Source organism: Streptomyces sp. NPDC012637 (genome assembly GCF_042954805.1).
In the GTDB taxonomy this organism is placed as follows: domain Bacteria; phylum Actinomycetota; class Actinomycetes; order Streptomycetales; family Streptomycetaceae; genus Streptomyces.
The window spans coordinates 254208-272093 of the sequence record NZ_JBIBDS010000001.1; the positions used below are offsets into that span (position 1 = coordinate 254208).

Sequence of the window (17886 nt, forward strand, 5' to 3'; positions counted from 1 at the left end):
CGCCGGAGCATGCACTCGGCCGACAGGACGGGTGCCGCTGGGGAGAGGGCGGTGATGCCGGGGACGGGGGGCCAGGCCACAGGGGACGGGACCGGGACGCTGGGGACAAAGTCGGAACGCTGGGGACGGGGACGGGACCGGGGCGCTGGGGACGGGGCGGCCCGGCCGTGGTTCAGGTCCGGGCGTCGTGGTGGCGGTGGGGGCCGGCCGGGCCGTGGACCGGGCCCGACGGGTGGGCGTGGGCGGCGGCGCGTTCCCGGGGCCGGGGCTCCGCCTCGGGGCGGAAGCCGGGAGGCGCGACGTCCACAGCGCGTTCGTCGGGCTCGGTCAGGCGCTCGGCGGAGGCGTAGGCGGCACGCTCGCGCGCGGTCGGCGACAGGGCGACGAAGGCCGAGGTGATGAAGAGATAGGACCCGAGGCCGACGGCGAGCGGGAAGATGAACTGCATGACGGTCGCGCCCGGGAGGGTTGCCGAGGATGGGGAGACCTCGACCCGTACGGCGAGCATGCCGGTGTAGTGCATGCTGCTGACCGCCGCGCCCATGACGAGGGAGGCGAGCGCCACCGCTGCCGGGGCGTGGATGTTGAGGGCCGCCCAGAGGGCGGCGGTGGCGGCGACGACCGCGATGACGACGGAGAGGACGACGAGCAGCGGGTCGTAGCGCACCTGTCCGTGCAGCCGCAGTGCCGCCATGCCCATGTAGTGCATGCTCGCCACGCCGACGCCGGTCGTCAGGCCGCCGATCAGGAGCGATCGGATCCGGTCTCGTCCGTATCCGACGGCGAAGACGCCGACCCCCACGACGGCCATGGCGACGACCAGGCTGAGGAGGGTGAGGGGTACGTCGTAACGGATGTCCGTGCCGGTGACGCCGAAGCCCAGCATCGCGACGAAGTGCATCGTCCAGATGCCGGTGCCGATCGCGGAGGCGGCGGTGAGCAGCCAGTTGCGCCGCGACCGGCCGGTCGCGTCGAGGGCGCGTACGGTGCAGCGCAGTCCGAGGGCGGCGCCGATGCAGGCCATCGCGTACGACAGCACAGGTGTCAGCCAGCCATAGGTGGCGTGGTCCAGGTGTCCCATGACCCAGGGACGCTAGTGCGCATCTGGGGGCGCACCGGGGGCGCATTTCGAAAGCTGATGGAATATGACAGAGAGATGTTCCCGAACGATCACGACGACCTCGAACATGCGCACAGATCGTTCACTCACACCGGGGAGGTTCGGGGCACGCCGTGCGAAAATCTCACGCCTGTGGGTGACCCGACCGTGAGGGATCATGAGGCACATGAGCGATGACCCCACACACGTACGGGAGTTCTTCGGCGCTCGCGCCGCCGACTGGGACTCCAGATTCCCCGACGACGGGCCAGCCTATGCCGCCGCCGTCGCCGACATCGGCCTGCGCCCCGGCGACGCGGTGCTCGACGCGGGCTGCGGCACCGGCCGCGCTTTGCCGCCGCTGCGGGCCGCGGTCGGCCCCACGGGCACCGTCGTCGGGGCCGACCTGACACCCGAGATGCTGGCCGAGGCGACGAAGGCGGGCCGCGAGAAGGACGGCGCCCTGATCCTGGCCGACGTCGCCGGGCTGCCGGTGCGCGACGGCGCGCTCGACGCGGTCTTCGGCGCGGGGCTCATCTCCCACCTGGCCGACCCGGAGCGGGACCTGCGCGAGCTGGCCCGGGTGGTACGGCCGGGCGGCCGGCTCGCGCTCTTCCACCCGATCGGCCGCGCCGCGCTCGCCGCCCGGCACGGCCGGCAGATCACCGACGACGACCTGCGCGCCGAGCCCAACCTCCGCCCCATGCTCGCCCGTTCGGGGTGGGACCTGGTCTCGTACACCGACGAGGACGACCGCTATCTGGCACTGGCCGTGCGCCGCTCGGAGTGACTCTCCGAGCGGTCCTGTGGTCGCCCTCGTCCCCGGGCACGACCACAGGACGGCAGGAGGGCAGGACGGACCAGCGGGTACGGCCGGTGCGACCGGTGCGGCCCGGAGCTGCCGGCCGCTAGGCCGGAGGCGGTCAGGAGCGCCCGGGCCGCGGCCCTGACGGCGCCACGGACGGCGACACTGGGCGTCCTTTCGAACAGGAGGGCCGCAGTCTCACGGCAGTCCTCGAACGCGCATGAGCCCAGTCCCCACGGCACACCCGCCGCTCCACGGCCCATCAGCCCGCCCGTCGAGAGGGCTGCAGCTCTCGACGGGCGGGTTACTCACTGGTTAGGGTGCGCCGACGACCAGATGGGGAGGCTGACGTGGGCGAATCGGAACCCACCGCGACCGGCGCGGACGACGCCGTCGTGCCGGGGGCGGAGGACGCCGTCGCGTCCGGCGACGACGACGCGCTGTACGTGCTGACGGCGGCGCTGCTCACACCCGCGCAGTTCCCCAGCGTCCTCGGCGACGACTATCCGGCGGCCTGCGCGGCACTGCGCCTCGAGCCCTATGCCGAGGGTTACGGGCTGGTGCTCGGGCAGGACGGCACGGGAGCCCGGTGGACGGTGGTCGTTGACGACGTGTCGCTCGTCGCGGTCGCCATCGCCTCCTGGGACTGCGGCATGGAGTACGACCTCTCCCCCGACGAGCGGTCCGTGGTGTCCGCGCTGCCGGGCTGGCCGCTCGCCGTCGCCACGGCGGCGCCCGGGATTCCGGCGCCCCATGACCCCGCGCCGGAGGACGGCGCCCCGGCACCGCTCGCGCCGCCGGACGGCGCCGCGTGGGGCCCGGCGCAGCGGCGCCTTGGCGCGGACATGGTGGCGCTGCAGTGGAACGAGTGGCGCGCGCGGATGGGCGACGACGCGGCCGGACCCGGAACCGGGGCGGAGGCCGGCGACGCGGCCACGGGCGAGGGCGAAACGACGGCCGGGGCCGGAACCGGGGCGGAGGCCGGGGGCCCGAACGCGTCCGAGGCGGCCGGCTCCGACCCGTACGAGGGTGTCCGCCGCGCCCTGAAGGAGCTGGGCGAGTACGTCACCGAGGCACCGCCCGTCGGTCGCGTCCGGTCCAGCTTCGCCGGCGGTGAGGCCCGGATGCTGCGGGCCGACGGTCCCGGCTGGTCGCTGGTGGCCCGGACCGACGACATGGCCTTCGTGCTCCTCGACGACGAGCCGCACGAGGTCCTTCCGGTGACCCGCGGGCCGAAGCTGCCCGCTCTGCTCGAATCGCTGGACGCGATGGCGGTCCGGCCGAGCTGAGGCCCTCCTGGCGGGGCCGGAACGGGCCTGCCAGGCCGGGACGGGCCAGGTCGGGACGGGCCCCGCGCCGGACGTGCCCACCACGCCGGGGACGGCCCAGGCCAGGTCGGGACAGGCCAGGTCGGGACAGGCCCGCCCGTGCCAGGCCCGCCCGTGCCAGGCCCGCCGCGCCGCGCCGGGCCGGCCCGGGCACAGGGCCCGCCCCGGCCCGTGGAGTCGGGCTCTACGAGGTCAGCTCGCTGCGCAGCGGCGCGCCCACCTCGTGCAGGTGGCCGAGCGCCTGACGGTAGGAGTCGACGAAGCCGGTCTCGGTGTACGGGATGCCGAGCGCCCGGCAGTGGGCCCGGACCGCGGGCTGGGCGAGCCGCAGGTGCGGGCGCGGCATGCTCGGGAAGAGGTGGTGCTCGATCTGGTAGTTCAGGCCGCCGAGGAACCAGTCGGTGAGGGCGCTGCCCCGGATGTTGCGGGAGGTCAGCACCTGACGGCGCAGATGGCCCCAGGAGTCGCCGTCCGGGTGGGCGTCGGGCATCTCCATGCCCTTGTGGTTGGGCGCGAAGGCCATGCCGAGGTGCACGCCGAGCAGCATCTGGTGGAGCAGGGCGAAGACCAGGGCCTGGGCCGGCGTCAGCAGGGCGAGCAGCAGGGCCGCGTATCCGGCGACGTGGGCCAGGAGCAGGGCGCCCTCGACGAGGCGTTCGCGCCGGGTGCGGTAGGGGCCGGTCCGGGAGAGCAGGGCCTGGATGCCGTACACCTTGAGCGCGATGCCCTCCAGGGTGGTCAACGGGAAGAAGAGCCAGGCCTGGTGGCGGGTGAGCCAGCGGCGCAGTCCGGTGCGGTCGGCGGTCTGGTGGGCGGCGAAGACGAGGACGTCGGCGGCGACGTCCGGGTCCTTGTCGAGGTGGTTCGGGTTGGCGTGGTGACGGTTGTGCTTGTCGTTCCACCACTCCCGGCTCATGCCGAGGAGCAGGTTGGCGTGGACGAGCTGGACGGCGCGGCCGAGCCCGCGCCGGTCGGTGATCTGGGAGTGGCCGGCGTCGTGGCCGACGAAGGCGATGCGGGCGGAGAAGAGGGCGAGCGGCAGCGCGAGCGGCAGGGCCCACCAGGAGGGCCCGATGAGCGCGAGGCCGGTGAGCACGGCGGCGACGCCGAGGAGGTTGGCGGCGATGTCGCGGGCGTACCACCCGGTGCGTCGTTCGAGCAGTCCCTGTTCCCTGACGGTGCGCAGGAGCGGGGCGAACTCGCTGCCGCCTCCGGTGGTCCGACGGCGTCGGGCGGAGCTCGGTTCGGGCGCGGCGGGCGGCGATGCGGGCGCGTCGATCGTCGCGGTGGCCTGAGGAGGCATGGTGGTCTCCGGGATCCTTGGCAGGGGCGTGGAAGGGGCCTGGGGAAGGCCGTCGCGAGGCCCGCGCCGGCTAGGAAAAACCTAGGTTTCGGTGATCGCCCGGACCATGGCGTCACCACCCGGACCCGCTCGGGGGCCGGCCCGGGGGCCGGGGGTGGGGTCTTCCCCACCCCCGGCTCGGACGTGACGGGGATCACGATGCCGAGACGCACGGGAGAACGGTCGGGTGGGGTACCCTCGGCCGCTCGACCCGGTAGTCAAATTTGAGGAATGTGTTGTCGCCGTCTCCCTCGCAGTCGCTCCCGTCCTCGCCGTCGCCCTCCCTCAAGCCCACGAACTGGTCCACCGACGCCCCCACCGGCGGGTCCGCTGCCCCCGTCCTCCCGCCCGCAGCCACGTCCACGGTCGCCGTCGCGTCCGCCGCCGTCGCCGATGAACTCTCCCGCTGCTCCGCCCTGTTCCTGCCCGCCGAACCGCCGCGAGCGGGACGGATCGCCTTCTGGTCCGCCGACACGCCTCCTGCCGAGGAGGGCGCCCTCGCCGGGCTTACGGTCGTCGACGACGACATCCGGCCGCGGACCGTGCCCGCGCTCCTCCTGTCCGTACGAGAGGCGCTGCCGGTCCTCGCGCGGGCGCGCTTCGCCGCGGACGCCTCGCCGTCGGCGGCGTTCTGGGGCGCGGCCGCGCTGTTCTCCCTCGACCTGGTCGCCCGGGGCCTGCTCCTTCCGGGCCTCACCACAGGCGACCTGGACGCCTGGCGGGTCGGCCCGCTCGGCGCGGAGGAGGTGGTGGCGCTGCGCGACCTCGCCGCCTCCATGCCGCCGTCGGCCCACGCCGTACCGCTGCCGCCTGCGGAGCCCGACGACGAGGAGCTGCTGCTTCCCGAACCGGAGGAACTGCTCCGGGCGTTCGCCGACGCCGTCGCCGACGTCCTCCCCCGGACCCCGGCCGCACCGCTCGCGGCCGGCGGCCCGGCCTTCGCCGCGGACGAGCACCACGAGCCGCGTGCGCTGCCGGAGCACCGCGCCTGGACGGCCGACGTGACCGCCGGGCACGACGCGGGGGTCCGACTGTCGCTGCGCATCGAACTGGTGACGGCGCGAGAGGCGGAGGAGGACGACTCGCTCGCGCCGGCCTTCCGTGTCGTGCCGCAGCTGCACGCGGTGGCCGACCCCGCGCTCGTCGCGGACGCGGCGGACGTCTGGGCCGGTACGGCCCCCGCGGGCGGCACGGCCGACGGTGCCTTCGGGTCGCGGGCCCGGATGGACGCGCTGCTCGCGCTGCGCCGGGCTGCGCGCGCCTGGCCCGCGCTCTCGCCGCTGCTCACCTCGGCCGTGCCCGACGCCGTGGACCTGGCCGACGAGGAGATCGCCGAGCTCCTCGGCCCCGCCGCCCGCGCCCTCGCGGCCACCGGCGTCCGCGTCCACTGGCCGCGCGAACTCGCCCACCGGCTCACGGCGACCGCCGTGATCGGACCGCCCGACGGTCCCGCCACGGGCCATGAGGACGAGGAAGACGGGCAGGGAAACCGGGGAGGCCGGGGCGACGCCCTGCCGTCCTTCCTCGCCGCCGACAGCCTGCTCGCCTTCAACTGGCGTTACGCGATCGGCGACCAGGAACTCACCCGCGCGGAACTCGACCGGCTCGCCGAGGCCGGCCGGCCACTGGTGCGGCTGCGCGACCAGTGGGTGCTGGTCGATCCCGAGGAGGTACGCAACGCCCGCACGCACCAGAACCGCAAGCTGAGCCCGGTCGACGCGCTCGGCGCCGTACTGAGCGGCACCACCGAGGTCGACGGCCGGCAGGTGGAGGTCCGGGCGACCGGCTGGATGGAACGGCTGCGCGCCCGGCTCGCCGATCCGGAGGGCGGCGAGCCGGAGGTCGGCCAGCCTGCCGCGCTGGCGGCGACGCTGCGCGACTACCAGCTGCGCGGCCTCGGCTGGCTGCACCGGATGACCTCGCTCGGGCTCGGCGGCTGCCTCGCCGACGACATGGGCCTCGGCAAGACGATCACCCTCATCGCGCTCCATCTGCACCGGCGGTCCGACCCGGACACGGTGGGGCCGACCCTGGTGGTCTGCCCCACCTCGCTGATGGGCAACTGGCAGCGGGAGATCGAGAAGTTCGCGCCCGGCACGCCCGTGCGGCGCTTCCACGGCGCGGCGCGCACGCTGGACGGGCTCGCCGACGACGGCTTCGTCCTCACCACGTACGGCACGATGCGGCTCGACGCGGCACGGCTGGCCGCCGAGCCGTGGGGACTGGTCGTCGCGGACGAGGCGCAGCACGTCAAGAACCCGTACTCGGCGACCGCCCGCGCGCTGCGCACGATCGGCGGCAAGGCCCGCGTGGCGCTCTCCGGCACGCCCGTGGAGAACAACCTCTCCGAGCTGTGGGCGATCCTCGACTGGACGACCCCGAGTCTGCTCGGCGGGCTCGGCTCGTTCCGTGCGCGCTATGCCTCCGCCGTCGAGGGCGGCGGCGATCCGGCCGCGGCGGCCCGACTCGCCGCGCTGGTCCGGCCGTTCCTGCTGCGGCGGCGCAAGTCCGACCCTGGCATCGCACCCGAGCTGCCGCCGAAGACGGAGACCGACCACGCCGTCTCCCTCACCAAGGAGCAGGCGGGACTGTACGAGGCGGTGGTGCGCGAGACCCTGACCGCGATCGCCGAGGCGGACGGGATGGAGCGGCGCGGCCTGGTCGTCAAGCTGCTCACCGGACTCAAGCAGATCTGCAACCATCCGGCGCAGTACCTGAAGGAGGACCGGCCGCGCGTCGAAGGGCGCTCGGGCAAGCTGGAGCTGCTCGACGAACTCCTCGACACGATCCTGGCGGAGGATTCGAGCGTCCTCGTCTTCACCCAGTACGTGGGGATGGCACGCCTGCTGGAACGGCATCTAGCGGCGCGTGGCGTGCCGACCCAGTTCCTGCACGGCGGCACGCCGGTCGCCGAGCGGGAGGCGATGGTCGCCCGCTTCCAGGACGGCGAGGTACCCGTCTTCCTGCTGTCCCTGAAGGCGGCGGGTACGGGCCTCAACCTGACGCGGGCCGGTCATGTCGTGCACTACGACCGCTGGTGGAACCCGGCCGTGGAGGCGCAGGCGACTGACCGCGCGTACCGGATCGGGCAGACCCAGCCGGTGCAGGTCCACCGGCTCGTCGCCGAGGGCACGATCGAGGACCGGATCGCGGACATGCTGGATCGCAAGCAGGCGCTCGCCGACTCGGTACTCGGCTCCGGCGAGGCGGCCCTGACGGAGCTCACCGACGCCGAGCTGGCCGAACTGGTGCGGCTGCGTGGGGAGGACGAGACACGATGACCGCGCACGGAAACGAGAACGGCCGGGAAGCCGGTCGCGAGGACGGTCCCGTAGACGGCCGCGAGGACGGTCGGGAAAGCAGTCACCGGAACCGTCGCGGGAACGATCACCAGCGCGGTCACGAGAACCGGCGTTCCGCCCGGACGAGGAAGGAAGACGCGATCAGCGAGGAACGGACCTTCGCGGCACTGCCGCCCGTGGGAGGCGGGGCGTTCGCCCGTACCTGGTGGGGCCGGGCGTGGCTGCAGGCACTGGAGGACACGGCGCTCGACGGAGAGCAGGTGAAGCGGGGACGGCGACACGCCCGGGCCGGTGCGGTCGGCGCGGTGTCGGTGCGGCCGGGCCGGATCACGGCGGTGGTGAAGGACCGGGACGGCACGGCGTACCGGAGTGATGTGCTGCTGCAGGAGCTGTCCGAGGCGGAGTGGGACCGGCTGATCGGTCTTGCCGCCGACAGCGCGGGGCACATCGCGGCCCTGCTCGACCGCGAGATGCCGCCGCACCTGGTCGAGGACGCGGCGGCGGCCGGCCTCGAACTGCTTCCGGGCATCGGCGACCTGGAGCCGGAGTGCGGCTGCGAGGCCTGGGACCACTGCCCGCACACGGCGGCGCTGTGCCACCAGGTCGCGCGGCTCCTCGACGAGGATCCGTTCGTGCTGCTGCTGATGCGCGGGCGTGGTGAACGGGCCGTGATCGAGGCACTGCAGGAGCGGAGCGCGGCGCGCGTTTCGGAGCCGTCGGGGAACCCGGGGGCGGTCGCCGGTCGACGGCCGTCGGGCGTGTCGGCGGACGAGGCATTCGCGGCGCGGTGCATCCTTCCGCCGCTGCCCGCCCCGCCGGTGCCGCCCGCCGCCCCGGGCGAGCCGCCTTCGTTGGACACCGAGACCGACCCGGAGCCGGGGCTGGATCCGACGGCCCTGGAGTTCCTGGCGGCGGACGCTGCGGCCCGCGCCCGGCTGCTGCTGTCCGGCGTCGTCCCGCTCGGCGAGCCGCCGTTGACGGCCGCTCAGGACGCGGTACGGCTCGCCGCGGCCGGCCCCGCACCGTGGATCGCGGCACGACTCGCCAAGGGCTCGGGGCGCGAGCGGACCGAGCTCGAACTCGCGGTACGCGCCTGGCGCCTCGGGGGCCCGGCCGCTCTGGCGGTCCTGGAGGAGGAGCGGCACCCGAGCCCCGAGGTCCTGCGCCGCGCCGAGACCCGACTGGCGGAGGCCTGGGACGAGACCGAACGCCCCACCCTCCACCCGTCTGGCCCGGCCCGCTGGACCGTCGTCGGCACGGACGCCCAGCTCCGCCTCGGCCCTGACGGCCGCTGGTGGCCCTACCGCAAGGAACACGACACCTGGGCCCCGGCGGGCCCGGCGGACCAGGATCCGGCGGCGGCGCTGGCCGGGCTGGTGGTCACGGAGGAGGCGTAGGGCCGGGAGGCTCCGGCGGCGCGGGCACACCCGGTGGGCGATACGAGTGGCCGGGGGGACGGGGGCGATAGCGGCTGCGGGGCGGCGCAGGCCTACGGGGAGCTCCGGCGGCGCAGGCCTACGAGGAGCTCCGGCGGCGTGGGCAACGAAGGGAGTGGGGCGGACGTCCGCCCGTCCGCTCTCCCGTCCGCTCACCCGCGCCGGAGGGAAGCCTGGAGCGCGTCCGTCAGCCACATGTGCGGTGCGCCCAGGGTGAACGGGTCGCTGCCCGCCTCGGCCACGAGGTGCCAGTAGCGGCGCATCCTCGGGTCGCGGTCGGCTGCCACCCAGGACAGCAGGCGGGCACGGAAGGCCGGTGTGTCGCGGGCGCGGCGGGCCGAAGCGTGTACGGCGACGAAGTGGTCGAGTTCGGGGCCCGCGCGAGGCGGCTCGCCCGCGCGGACCAGCGGCCGGGCGTGTGCGCACCTCGTCGTGTCGGGACCGGTGGCGGACCTGATGCTGGTGGTGTCCGGGCGGGCGGCACCGGAGGGCGACCGGCTGTCGGTGACGGGTGACCGCGCCCTGCTGCACCACTGGCTGGCGCGCACCGCGCTCTAGCGGCGGGTCACTGCAGCGGCGCGGTGAGTCTGGCCGACCCGGTGGGGGCGGCCAGGCTGCAGGCGACGGTGGTCTCGCCGAGCAGGTAGCTGGTGCGGTACGGGTACTGGACGAAGGTGGACCAGCGGGTCCCGAGCGGCTGTCCCACGGCCTTGATCCGCAGTGGCTCCCGGCACAGGGCGGCGGCCGCGTCCCGTACGGCGCCGTCGTCGGCGTACGTGCCGGTGAGGCGGAGCCGGGCGACGAGTTCGGCGTCGTGCGGCGTGCCGCAGGTCCGGCGGACGACGGTGCCGGGCGCGTCGCGGTCGATGTCGAAGCAGTCGCCGACGCGCAGTCCGTCGTACAGGCTGGGGACGGGGGCCGGTGGCGTACGCCGCGTGGCGTCGCCGCGCGGCCGGGGGCTCGTGGTGCCGGAGGCGGTCGGGGCGGCGGCCGGCGGGTGCGGGGCGGTCGGTTCGCGCCGGTCGCGGTCGGCCGTGCGCCGAGTGGTGGGGCGCTTCGACTGTGCGGGCAGCGGTGACCTGCTCTCGCCCTGGGCGGCGGGCCGCTGTCCGGGTGCTCCGGACGCCGTGTCGGAGGGAGCTCCGGCGGACGGGCCGGAGGTGGTGCCCGCGGACAGGCCGGCGCCCGGCACGGCCGGGGCGGAGGGCATGGCGTTCGGCCCGCCGTCGCCGGCGCCGCCGCGGGCCGTGACGGCGAAGGACAGGGCGAGGATCGCGGCGAGCGCGGCGACGGGCAGGACGACGACGCCCGGCCGTCTCGGTGGCCGGGCGTCGCGGGACGGGGATTCCGCCGGCGGGTGGAGCATGGGAACCAGGGTCACCCGCCGTCGGTCATGTCGCGAGCGATACCGGTGAGTTGGGCCTCGCTCGTACAGAACCGTGACAATCCCGCGGCTCGTACGAGTGCGGGTTCCGGGACCGGTTCCGCGGCGCGTACGGGCGCGGGATCCGCGGCCGGTCCCGCGGCGCGTACGCGTTCGGGTTCCACGGTCGTCCGCATTCCCTGACGCTCCCGGTCCCGCTCGTGCCTACAGACCGAGCTGACGCTCGGCCGCGTCGACGGTCTGGGCGAGGAGGACGGCGATGGTCATGGGGCCGACGCCGCCGGGGACGGGCGTGATGAGAGAGGCGCGCTCGGCGGCGCTGTCGAAGTCGACGTCGCCGACGTTGCCCGGGTTGTAGCCCGCGTCGATCACGACGGCGCCGGGCTTGATGTCCTCGCCCTTGATGAAGTTCGGCTTGCCGACGGCGGCGACCAGGACGTCGGCCTCGCGGACGGCCGCGGACAGGTCGGTGGTGCGGGAGTGGCAGTAGGTGACGGTCGCGTCGCGGCCGAGGAGCAGCAGGCCGGCCGGCTTGCCGAGGATGGCGCTGCGGCCGACGACCACGGCGCGCTTGCCGGTGAGGTCGACGTCGTACGCGTCGAGCAGCCGCATGATGCCGCCGGGCGTGCAGGAGACGAAGCCGGGCAGACCGAAGCCCATGGCGGCGAAGGAGGCCATCGTGACGCCGTCGACGTCCTTCTCCGGGGCGATGGCCTCGAAGGCGGCGCGCTCGTCGATGTGCGGGCCGACCGGGTGCTGGAGCAGGATGCCGTGCACCTCGGGGTCCTCGGAGAGCGCGGTGATCGTCGCCACGAGCTCCTCGGTCGTCGTCTCGGCGGGCAGCTCGACGTGCTTGGAGCGGATTCCGGCCTTCGCGCAGCGGTTCTGCTTCATCTTCACGTACGTCACGGAGGCGGGGTCGGCGCCGACGAGGACGGTCGCGAGGCAGGGCGTGGTGCCGGTGCGGCGGGTGATCTCGGCGGCGCGCGCGGCGGTCTCCTCGACCGTGCGGCGGGCGAGCGCGGTGCCGTCCATGAGGCGTGCGGTGCTGGTGGACATGGGCCACTCCTGAGCGTCGTCGATGACCGGTTGATCGCCCAGGCGCACGGCAGCGGCACGGTCGCGCGGGGTGTGCGCGTCCGCCGGGCCGCTCCCTGGTGGTGATCCACCTCTAGCGCCAGTCACGGCCCGGGCCCCACTCTACGTGACGGTCACGGGGCGGGTAACCGGTCAGGTCGCATATGCGTGCCCGTCCGGGCGCTTGTCGGCGGGCCGTGCGCGCACCACGATGACGTCCACGACGGCGTCCACGAAGGCGGAGAGCGCGGACGAGGGCGGACGAGGCGGGCGAGCCCGCCGGGGAGGCCGAGTTGAGCGATGCGTTGGCGGCGACGGCGGGCGCCGCAGGGACGCCTGGGACGGCGGCGGCCGTGCGGCGGGCGCACGAGGAGTTCACCGCGGCAGCGGCGCTGCCGGCAGCGCAGTCCGAAACGGGCGGGCAGGGCCGGTGGTCCGGGGAGGCAGGAGCAGCAGGGGCAGGAACAGCCCGGGCCGGGACAGCCCGGGCCGGGATGTCTGGGGCCGGAACCTCTGGGGCCAAGACAGCCACGGCCGGGGACTTCGAGGTGCCGGAAAGATCGGAACGGCCCGCGCGGCCCGCACGGTCGGAAGGGCCCGGACAGTCGGAAAGGTCCGGCAGGTCAAGAGAGCCCGGCGGGCCGGGAGGGCCCGGGGCGTCTGCAGGGTCCGGGCGATCCGACAGCTCCGGCCGATCCGGAAGCTCCGAACCATCCGGCAGCTCCGGGCTAACCGGCAGCTCCGGGCTGGGGCCGCGCGGCGGCGCCCGAGACGCGCTCCCGCCGGTGCCCCCGCCCGTCCGGCCGTTGGTCGCCGAGTCCTGGCGGCGTTCCGCGCGGGCACTCGTGAGCCCGGACGGCGCGGCACCGGTCGAACTGGACGAGGAGGAACTCGCGGGGCAGCGGGAGGCCCATCCGCTCGCTGCGGCGATGCCGATGATCCGGGAGCTGATGGGGGCTTACGCGCGGGACGGGGAGCATCTGCTCGCGGTGTGCGACGCAGGCGGGCGGATGTTGTGGGTGGAGGGCCATCCTGGAACGCTGCGGAAGGCCCGCGCGATGAACTTCGTGGCCGGTTCCCGCTGGTCGGAGACGGCGGCCGGGACGAACGCGCCGGGCACCGCAATCGCCGTCGACCGGCCGGTGCAGGTCTGTGCCGCCGAGCACTTCCGGCGGCCGGTGCAGCGCTGGACGTGCGCCGCGGCGCCGGTGCACGACCCGCACAACGGGCGGCTGCTCGGGGCGGTCGACATCACGGGCGGTGACGGGCTCGCGCATCCGCACAGCCTGGCGTTCGTGCAGGCGGTGGCGCGGGCCGCCGAGTCGCAGCTCGCGCTGGTCTCCCCCGCCGCGGCGCCCGGCAGGCCGCGGCTCTCGGCCCTCGGCCGCGACGAGGCGCTGCTGCACACGGCGGGACGGCGGCTGCGACTGAGCCGGCGGCACAGCGAGATCCTGGTGGTCCTCGCGCACCGGCCGGAGGGCGTGGGCGGCGACGAGTTGCTGACGCTGCTGTACGAGGACGAGTCGGTCACGCCGGTCACCCTGCGGGCGGAGCTGTCACGGCTGCGCGGGCTGCTCGGCCCCGAGCTGCTGGCGTCCCGACCGTACCGGCTGACGGCGGCGGTGGACGCGGACTTCGCGACGGTGGACCGGCGGCTCTCCTCGGGTGCCGTGGCGACGGCGCTCGCGGACTACGCGGGGCCGCTGCTGCCCGGTTCGCGGGCGCCCGGGGTCGTACGGCTGAGGGAGCGGCTCGCGGGGCGACTGCGGGCGGCGCTGGTGGACCGGGGCGATCCGGGACTGCTCGCCGACTGGGCGTACAGCACGTGGGGCGAGGACGACGTGACGGTGTGGCGGGCGCTCGCCTCGGCCGTGCCGGTCGCTCAGGCCCCGGCGGTCCGGGCCCGGCTGGAGGCGCTGGACGCCGAACTGGGCGTGGGTGCAACGGGGTTGCAACGTCAGGCCGCGCACCATCGGCGGTGAACGCCGGCCAGGGACGGCCGGCGCGGTCCGAGGGAGGCCCTGCCCATGACCCGTTACGCCGCACCCGGCACCGAGGGTTCGCTCATGTCGTACGCGAGCCGCTACGACCACTGGATCGGCGGTGAGTACGTCGCCCCGGCACGCGGGCGGTACTTCCAGAACCCGAGCCCGGTCGACGGCCGTCCGTTCGCGGAGGTGGCCCGTGGCACGGCGGAGGACGTGGAGCGCGCGCTCGACGCGGCACACGCGGCGGCGCCGGCCTGGGGCCGCACGGCGCCGGCGGAGCGCGCCGGGGTCCTGCTGCGGATCGCGGACCGGATGGAGGCCTCGCTGGAGGCGCTGGCGGTCGCCGAGAGCTGGGAGAACGGCAAGCCGGTACGCGAGACGCTGGCCGCCGACATCCCGCTCGCCATCGACCACTTCCGCTACTTCGCGGGCGCCCTGCGCGCCCAGGAGGGTGCGCTCAGCGAGATCGACGAGGACACCGTCGCGTACCACTTCCACGAGCCTCTGGGTGTGGTGGCGCAGATCATCCCGTGGAACTTCCCGATCCTGATGGCCGTCTGGAAGCTGGCGCCGGCGCTGGCGGCGGGCAACGCGGTCGTCCTGAAGCCGGCCGAACAGACCCCGGTCTCCGTCCACTTCTGGATGAGCCTGGTGGCCGACCTGCTGCCGCCCGGGGTGGTCAACATCGTCAACGGCTTCGGCGAGGAGGCCGGCAAGCCGCTCGCCTCCTCGCCGCGGGTCGCGAAGATCGCCTTCACGGGCGAGACGACGACGGGCCGGCTGATCATGGGGTACGCGGCGCAGAACCTGAAGCCGGTCACCCTGGAGCTGGGCGGCAAGTCGCCGAACATCTTCTTCGACGACGTGTCGGCGGCGGACGACGACTTCCGCGACAAGGCTCTCGAAGGCTTCACGATGTTCGCCCTCAACCAGGGCGAGGTCTGCACCTGCCCCTCCCGCGCCCTCGTCCAGCGCGGCCACTACCACGACTTCCTGGAGGCGGCGATCGCCCGCACGGAGGCCATCGTCCCCGGCCACCCGCTGGACACCGACACCATGATCGGCGCCCAGGCCTCCGCCGACCAGCTCGGCAAGATCCTCTCCTATCTGGAGATCGGCCAGCAGGAGGGCGCCAAGATCCTGACGGGCGGTCAGCGCGTGGAGCACGGAGGCGACCTGGCGGGTGGCTTCTACGTCCAGCCCACGATCTTCGAGGGCGACAACCGCATGCGGGTCTTCCAGGAGGAGATCTTCGGCCCCGTCGTCGCCGTCACGTCCTTCACCGACTTCGACGACGCCGTCCGCACGGCCAACGACACCCTCTACGGCCTCGGCGCCGGCGTCTGGACCCGCGACACCACCACGGCCTACCGCGCGGGCCGCGCGATCCAGGCGGGCCGGGTCTGGACGAACTGTTACCACGCGTATCCGGCGCACAGTGCTTTCGGAGGCTACAAGCAGTCGGGCATCGGCCGAGAGACCCACAAGATGATGCTGGAGCACTACCAGCAGACGAAGAATCTGCTGGTGTCGTACTCGCCGAAGAAGCTCGGCTTCTTCTAGGGGCACAAAAAGAGGCGCCTGACCTGGGCTTTCGCCCGTCAGGCGCCTCGCCCCGGCTGACGCGGCCCCACTCCTCCATGGACTGCTCGATGAGGCGGTTGGCCTGCTCCCGGACGCCGTCCAGGAACGTGGCGCAGTGACGGAACAGGACCTCGATGCTCTGGCCCGCGCGGCGAGCGCATTCGGCCGGGTCAAGCCCGGAGTACCACCAGAACGAGATGCCTGCGTGCCGGAGATCGTAGGGCCGCTTGGCCGGCTCGGAAGAAGCGAGCGCCATGCGTGTCAGTACGTACTCCCCCATGCCCGCGCCTACGTCATGCCATAGGCCGCCGGGTCCACGTAGTTGCCAGCTCGGTTCCGGAACAGACGACCGTCCGGTGCCACGCCGACGAAGAACGCCTCCCCATGAGGGCCGCGCCCGCGCTGCTGAGCAACTGCCACAAGCAGTCGGGCAACCTGGGCCGGATTGGGAACGGCAGCCAGGCCAGCCCCCTCGTTGACCTCCGGAAGAGGGTGTCGACCTCGGGGCGTCGAAGCCCTCGTCGGCGAGCTTGTCGATGGCCAGCAGTAGCCAGTGCGTTGGTCGTCTCGTCAGCGAGCTGGTCGCGGCCTTGGGCACGCTCGACCGGCGCGGGACTGTGACGTTGCGCGGACACCAGGTGAGGCGGCATGACCTTCGTCAACGGGTTGCGAGCCGTGTCTGCGCTGCGTACGCGATGCGGAGCGCACGGCGGGTCAGACGGACCAGGTAGGCGGGCGGTGGGTCCTGCCCGATGACGGCAAGGACGTGGTCGTGGTGGAGGGAGAGCAGGACGGCACGGCCGAGCCGGTGCAGGGTGCGGGGCAGCCAGCGGTGGTTGAACTGGCGGACGAGGGCTTCGGCGCTGCGTCGTCCGGCGGGGGTTGGGCGGTACCACTGGGGGGATTGTTCGTAGTCGCGGAGAGCCTGCTGCATGCCGGTCCAGGTGGTGGGCAGGTCGCGGATGTTCATACGGGCGCCGATGGCGCGCCAGTGCTGGACCTGAGCGGCTTTCTCCCTGTCGGTAAAGGCGTTGATGTCGGCGAGGGCGAGGATCTCGTCGAACAGAAGAGTGAACAGTGCGATGCCGTGAACGTACGTTTCTTGGGAGAAGGGGTAGCTGCGGGCGTAGTGCACGTGCATGCGCTGGACCCGGTCGATCGAGGCGGCGGCCTGCGGGCTTGCCGCACCGTGCCGGATCCAGTGCTGGAAGTAGGCGATCGTGTCGTCGGCGCGGGCTTGTCCGCTGCGGTGGATCTTTCCGGTGCCGGCGCGGTCGACGGCGGCTGCCCCCTCGACCTCGCCGACGATCCGCATGAGGCCCAGGGTGTAGAGCAGGTGACTGGTGAAGGCTGCTCCGACCGGCGGGGTCATCCGGCGAGCGATGCCGCGCATGATGTGCGCGTCATCTTCTGCGCTCTCGTGCCGCTGGTCGGGCTCCTGTGGTTGTGACACGGGATCCTCCTGCTCAGGTGATCAAGGGCGGGTCGGGTGGCGGCCGCCGAGGCTGACGGACGCTCCTGCTCGCGGGTGCGATGGAGTCCGAACCGCCGCCTTGGGCGCATTCCGGGCCCCCGTCGGCGCACGTACGGGGCCTGGGCGGGTTGGGCTGGGCTGGGCGGGTGGTGTCAGGTGGTGAAGGTCTGGTGGCCGAGGACGCGGAGGAATTCCAGGCGTTCGGCGGCGTCGGTGCCGGGCTGGGGCCGGTAGAGGAAGAGGCGGTTGCCGGTGCTGGGGCTCAGGACGACGTCGCACTGCAGGTCGAGACGGCCGACGTGCGGGTGGAGGAGGGTCTTGCGGGCGGAGCGGACGGTGGCGACCTCGCCCAGTTCCCAGATGGCGGAGAACTCCTCGCTGCGCTCGAGCAGGTCGTTGACGAGTTGCTCGCCCGCCGGGTGGGGGCCGTGGCGGAAGACGGCCGCGCGCAGGTCGGCAACGATGACGCGGCCGAGTGATGCGTGGTCCTCCTGCGGGTACAAACTGCGGCCTCTGGGGTGAGTGAACCAGAGCCAGGCGCCGTTGCCCTCCCGGCCCGGACGGTTGGCCAGCGGTCCCAGCAGGGCGACGGCCGCGGCGTTCTGCACGATCACCGTGCCGAGCTCGTCGACAATCTGCGCGGGGGTGTCGGTGAGGGCGTCGACGATGTGCATCAGCCCGGGGTCGGCGTAGCCGTCGGCAGCGTGGTGTTGTGGGGGCTGGTAGCCGGCGACGGCGTAGAGGTGGTCGCGTTCGTCGGTGGACAGGCGCAGGGCGCGGGCGAGGGCGCCGATCAGGGCTTCGGAGGGGTTGACTCCGCGCGCCTGTTCGAGGCGTTCGTAGTAGTCGGTGGAGATGTTCGCCAGCATGGCCACTTCCTCGCGGCGCAGGCCGGGGGTGCGGCGCCGTCCGCCGGGGACGAGACCGACGTCGGCGGGGCGCAGGGCCTCGCGGCGGGCGCGCAGGAAGCGGCCCAGCTCTCGGCGGTCGGTCATGTTCAGTGCTCCCTGGCGGTACGGCGGGCACTGCGAGCAGATCGGGGCGGGGCCGGCTCGCAGTCGCTGACA

The 17886-nt window shown here is 73.9% G+C and carries 14 protein-coding genes and 1 riboswitch; of the genes, 7 read left to right on the forward strand and 7 right to left on the reverse strand.

Translation table 11 applies throughout. The features are described 5' to 3' along the window. Positions 1 to 172: 172 nt before the first annotated feature. Positions 173 to 1081 carry an MHYT domain-containing protein gene (locus ACFY8W_RS01255; protein WP_391098652.1) on the reverse strand — a complete coding sequence of 303 codons (909 nt, stop codon included), beginning with the start codon at positions 1079 to 1081 and terminating at the stop codon, positions 173 to 175. Positions 1082 to 1286: 205 nt separating this feature from the next. Between ACFY8W_RS01255 and ACFY8W_RS01260 the strand changes: the two genes are divergently transcribed. After that, positions 1287 to 1889 (forward strand): methyltransferase domain-containing protein, encoded by a 603-nt coding sequence (locus ACFY8W_RS01260; RefSeq protein ID WP_391098655.1) that lies wholly within the window; start codon positions 1287 to 1289, stop codon positions 1887 to 1889. A gap of 410 nt (positions 1890 to 2299) precedes the next feature. Then, entirely contained in the window at positions 2300 to 3193 is an 894-nt protein-coding gene (locus ACFY8W_RS01265) for a hypothetical protein (protein ID WP_391101647.1), read from the forward strand. A gap of 223 nt (positions 3194 to 3416) precedes the next feature. Here ACFY8W_RS01265 and ACFY8W_RS01270 read toward each other — a convergent pair whose 3' ends face one another. Then, a complete protein-coding gene (locus tag ACFY8W_RS01270; RefSeq protein ID WP_391098658.1) occupies positions 3417 to 4535 on the reverse strand; it encodes a fatty acid desaturase in 1119 nt (372 codons plus the stop codon). Between the two features lie 455 nt (positions 4536 to 4990). On the opposite strand from ACFY8W_RS01270, the gene ACFY8W_RS01275 reads away from it, so the two are divergent. Then, complete coding sequence (locus tag ACFY8W_RS01275) at positions 4991 to 7855, forward strand: SNF2-related protein (RefSeq protein WP_391101649.1); 2865 nt, start codon at positions 4991 to 4993, stop codon at positions 7853 to 7855. Further along, positions 7852 to 9273, forward strand: a complete 1422-nt coding sequence (locus ACFY8W_RS01280; protein WP_391098661.1) for an SWF or SNF family helicase — start codon at positions 7852 to 7854, stop codon at positions 9271 to 9273. The genes ACFY8W_RS01275 and ACFY8W_RS01280 overlap by 4 nt, the downstream gene beginning before the upstream one ends. A 191-nt stretch (positions 9274 to 9464) precedes the next feature. On the opposite strand, the gene ACFY8W_RS01285 is transcribed toward ACFY8W_RS01280, so the two are convergent. Continuing rightward, on the reverse strand, positions 9465 to 9599 hold the full coding sequence (locus ACFY8W_RS01285) for a hypothetical protein (RefSeq protein WP_391098663.1): 135 nt from the start codon (positions 9597 to 9599) through the stop codon (positions 9465 to 9467). A gap of 31 nt (positions 9600 to 9630) precedes the next feature. On the opposite strand from ACFY8W_RS01285, the gene ACFY8W_RS01290 reads away from it, so the two are divergent. Continuing rightward, positions 9631 to 9870, forward strand: a complete 240-nt coding sequence (locus ACFY8W_RS01290) for a hypothetical protein (protein WP_391098666.1) — start codon at positions 9631 to 9633, stop codon at positions 9868 to 9870. A 7-nt stretch (positions 9871 to 9877) separates the two neighbouring features. On the opposite strand, the gene ACFY8W_RS01295 is transcribed toward ACFY8W_RS01290, so the two are convergent. Next, entirely contained in the window at positions 9878 to 10678 is an 801-nt protein-coding gene (locus ACFY8W_RS01295) for a hypothetical protein (RefSeq protein WP_391098669.1), read from the reverse strand. A gap of 222 nt (positions 10679 to 10900) precedes the next feature. Continuing rightward, a complete protein-coding gene (locus tag ACFY8W_RS01300) occupies positions 10901 to 11755 on the reverse strand; it encodes a tetrahydrofolate dehydrogenase/cyclohydrolase catalytic domain-containing protein (RefSeq protein ID WP_391098672.1) in 855 nt (284 codons plus the stop codon). 29 nt (positions 11756 to 11784) lie between these two features. Then, a riboswitch (ZMP/ZTP riboswitch) is annotated at positions 11785 to 11891 on the reverse strand. A gap of 667 nt (positions 11892 to 12558) precedes the next feature. Here ACFY8W_RS01300 and ACFY8W_RS01305 point away from each other — a divergent pair. Beyond that, positions 12559 to 13755 carry a GAF domain-containing protein gene (locus tag ACFY8W_RS01305; protein ID WP_391098674.1) on the forward strand — a complete coding sequence of 399 codons (1197 nt, stop codon included), beginning with the start codon at positions 12559 to 12561 and terminating at the stop codon, positions 13753 to 13755. A gap of 45 nt (positions 13756 to 13800) precedes the next feature. Beyond that, positions 13801 to 15324 carry an aldehyde dehydrogenase family protein gene (locus tag ACFY8W_RS01310; RefSeq protein WP_391098676.1) on the forward strand — a complete coding sequence of 508 codons (1524 nt, stop codon included), beginning with the start codon at positions 13801 to 13803 and terminating at the stop codon, positions 15322 to 15324. A 679-nt stretch (positions 15325 to 16003) separates the two neighbouring features. On the opposite strand, the gene ACFY8W_RS01315 is transcribed toward ACFY8W_RS01310, so the two are convergent. Next, the gene (locus ACFY8W_RS01315) at positions 16004 to 16798 is read right to left on the reverse strand and encodes a hypothetical protein (RefSeq protein WP_391098678.1); all 795 of its coding nucleotides are present in this window, start codon (positions 16796 to 16798) and stop codon (positions 16004 to 16006) included. A gap of 173 nt (positions 16799 to 16971) precedes the next feature. After that, on the reverse strand, positions 16972 to 17814 hold the full coding sequence (locus ACFY8W_RS01320) for a helix-turn-helix domain-containing protein (RefSeq protein ID WP_391098680.1): 843 nt from the start codon (positions 17812 to 17814) through the stop codon (positions 16972 to 16974). Positions 17815 to 17886: the final 72 nt, after the last annotated feature.

Bases quoted from the DNA above. Each gene is read 5' to 3' on its own strand.
- ACFY8W_RS01320 (WP_391098680.1), bottom strand. From the start codon at position 17,814: ATGACCGACCGCCGAGAGCTGGGCCGCTTCCTGCGCGCCCGCCGCGAG.
- ACFY8W_RS01295 (WP_391098669.1), bottom strand. From the start codon at position 10,678: ATGCTCCACCCGCCGGCGGAATCCCCGTCCCGCGACGCCCGGCCACCG.
- ACFY8W_RS01300 (WP_391098672.1), bottom strand. From the start codon at position 11,755: ATGTCCACCAGCACCGCACGCCTCATGGACGGCACCGCGCTCGCCCGC.
- ACFY8W_RS01260 (WP_391098655.1), top strand. From the start codon at position 1,287: ATGAGCGATGACCCCACACACGTACGGGAGTTCTTCGGCGCTCGCGCC.
- ACFY8W_RS01270 (WP_391098658.1), bottom strand. From the start codon at position 4,535: ATGCCTCCTCAGGCCACCGCGACGATCGACGCGCCCGCATCGCCGCCC.
- ACFY8W_RS01310 (WP_391098676.1), top strand. From the start codon at position 13,801: ATGACCCGTTACGCCGCACCCGGCACCGAGGGTTCGCTCATGTCGTAC.
- ACFY8W_RS01255 (WP_391098652.1), bottom strand. From the start codon at position 1,081: ATGGGACACCTGGACCACGCCACCTATGGCTGGCTGACACCTGTGCTG.
- ACFY8W_RS01280 (WP_391098661.1), top strand. From the start codon at position 7,852: ATGACCGCGCACGGAAACGAGAACGGCCGGGAAGCCGGTCGCGAGGAC.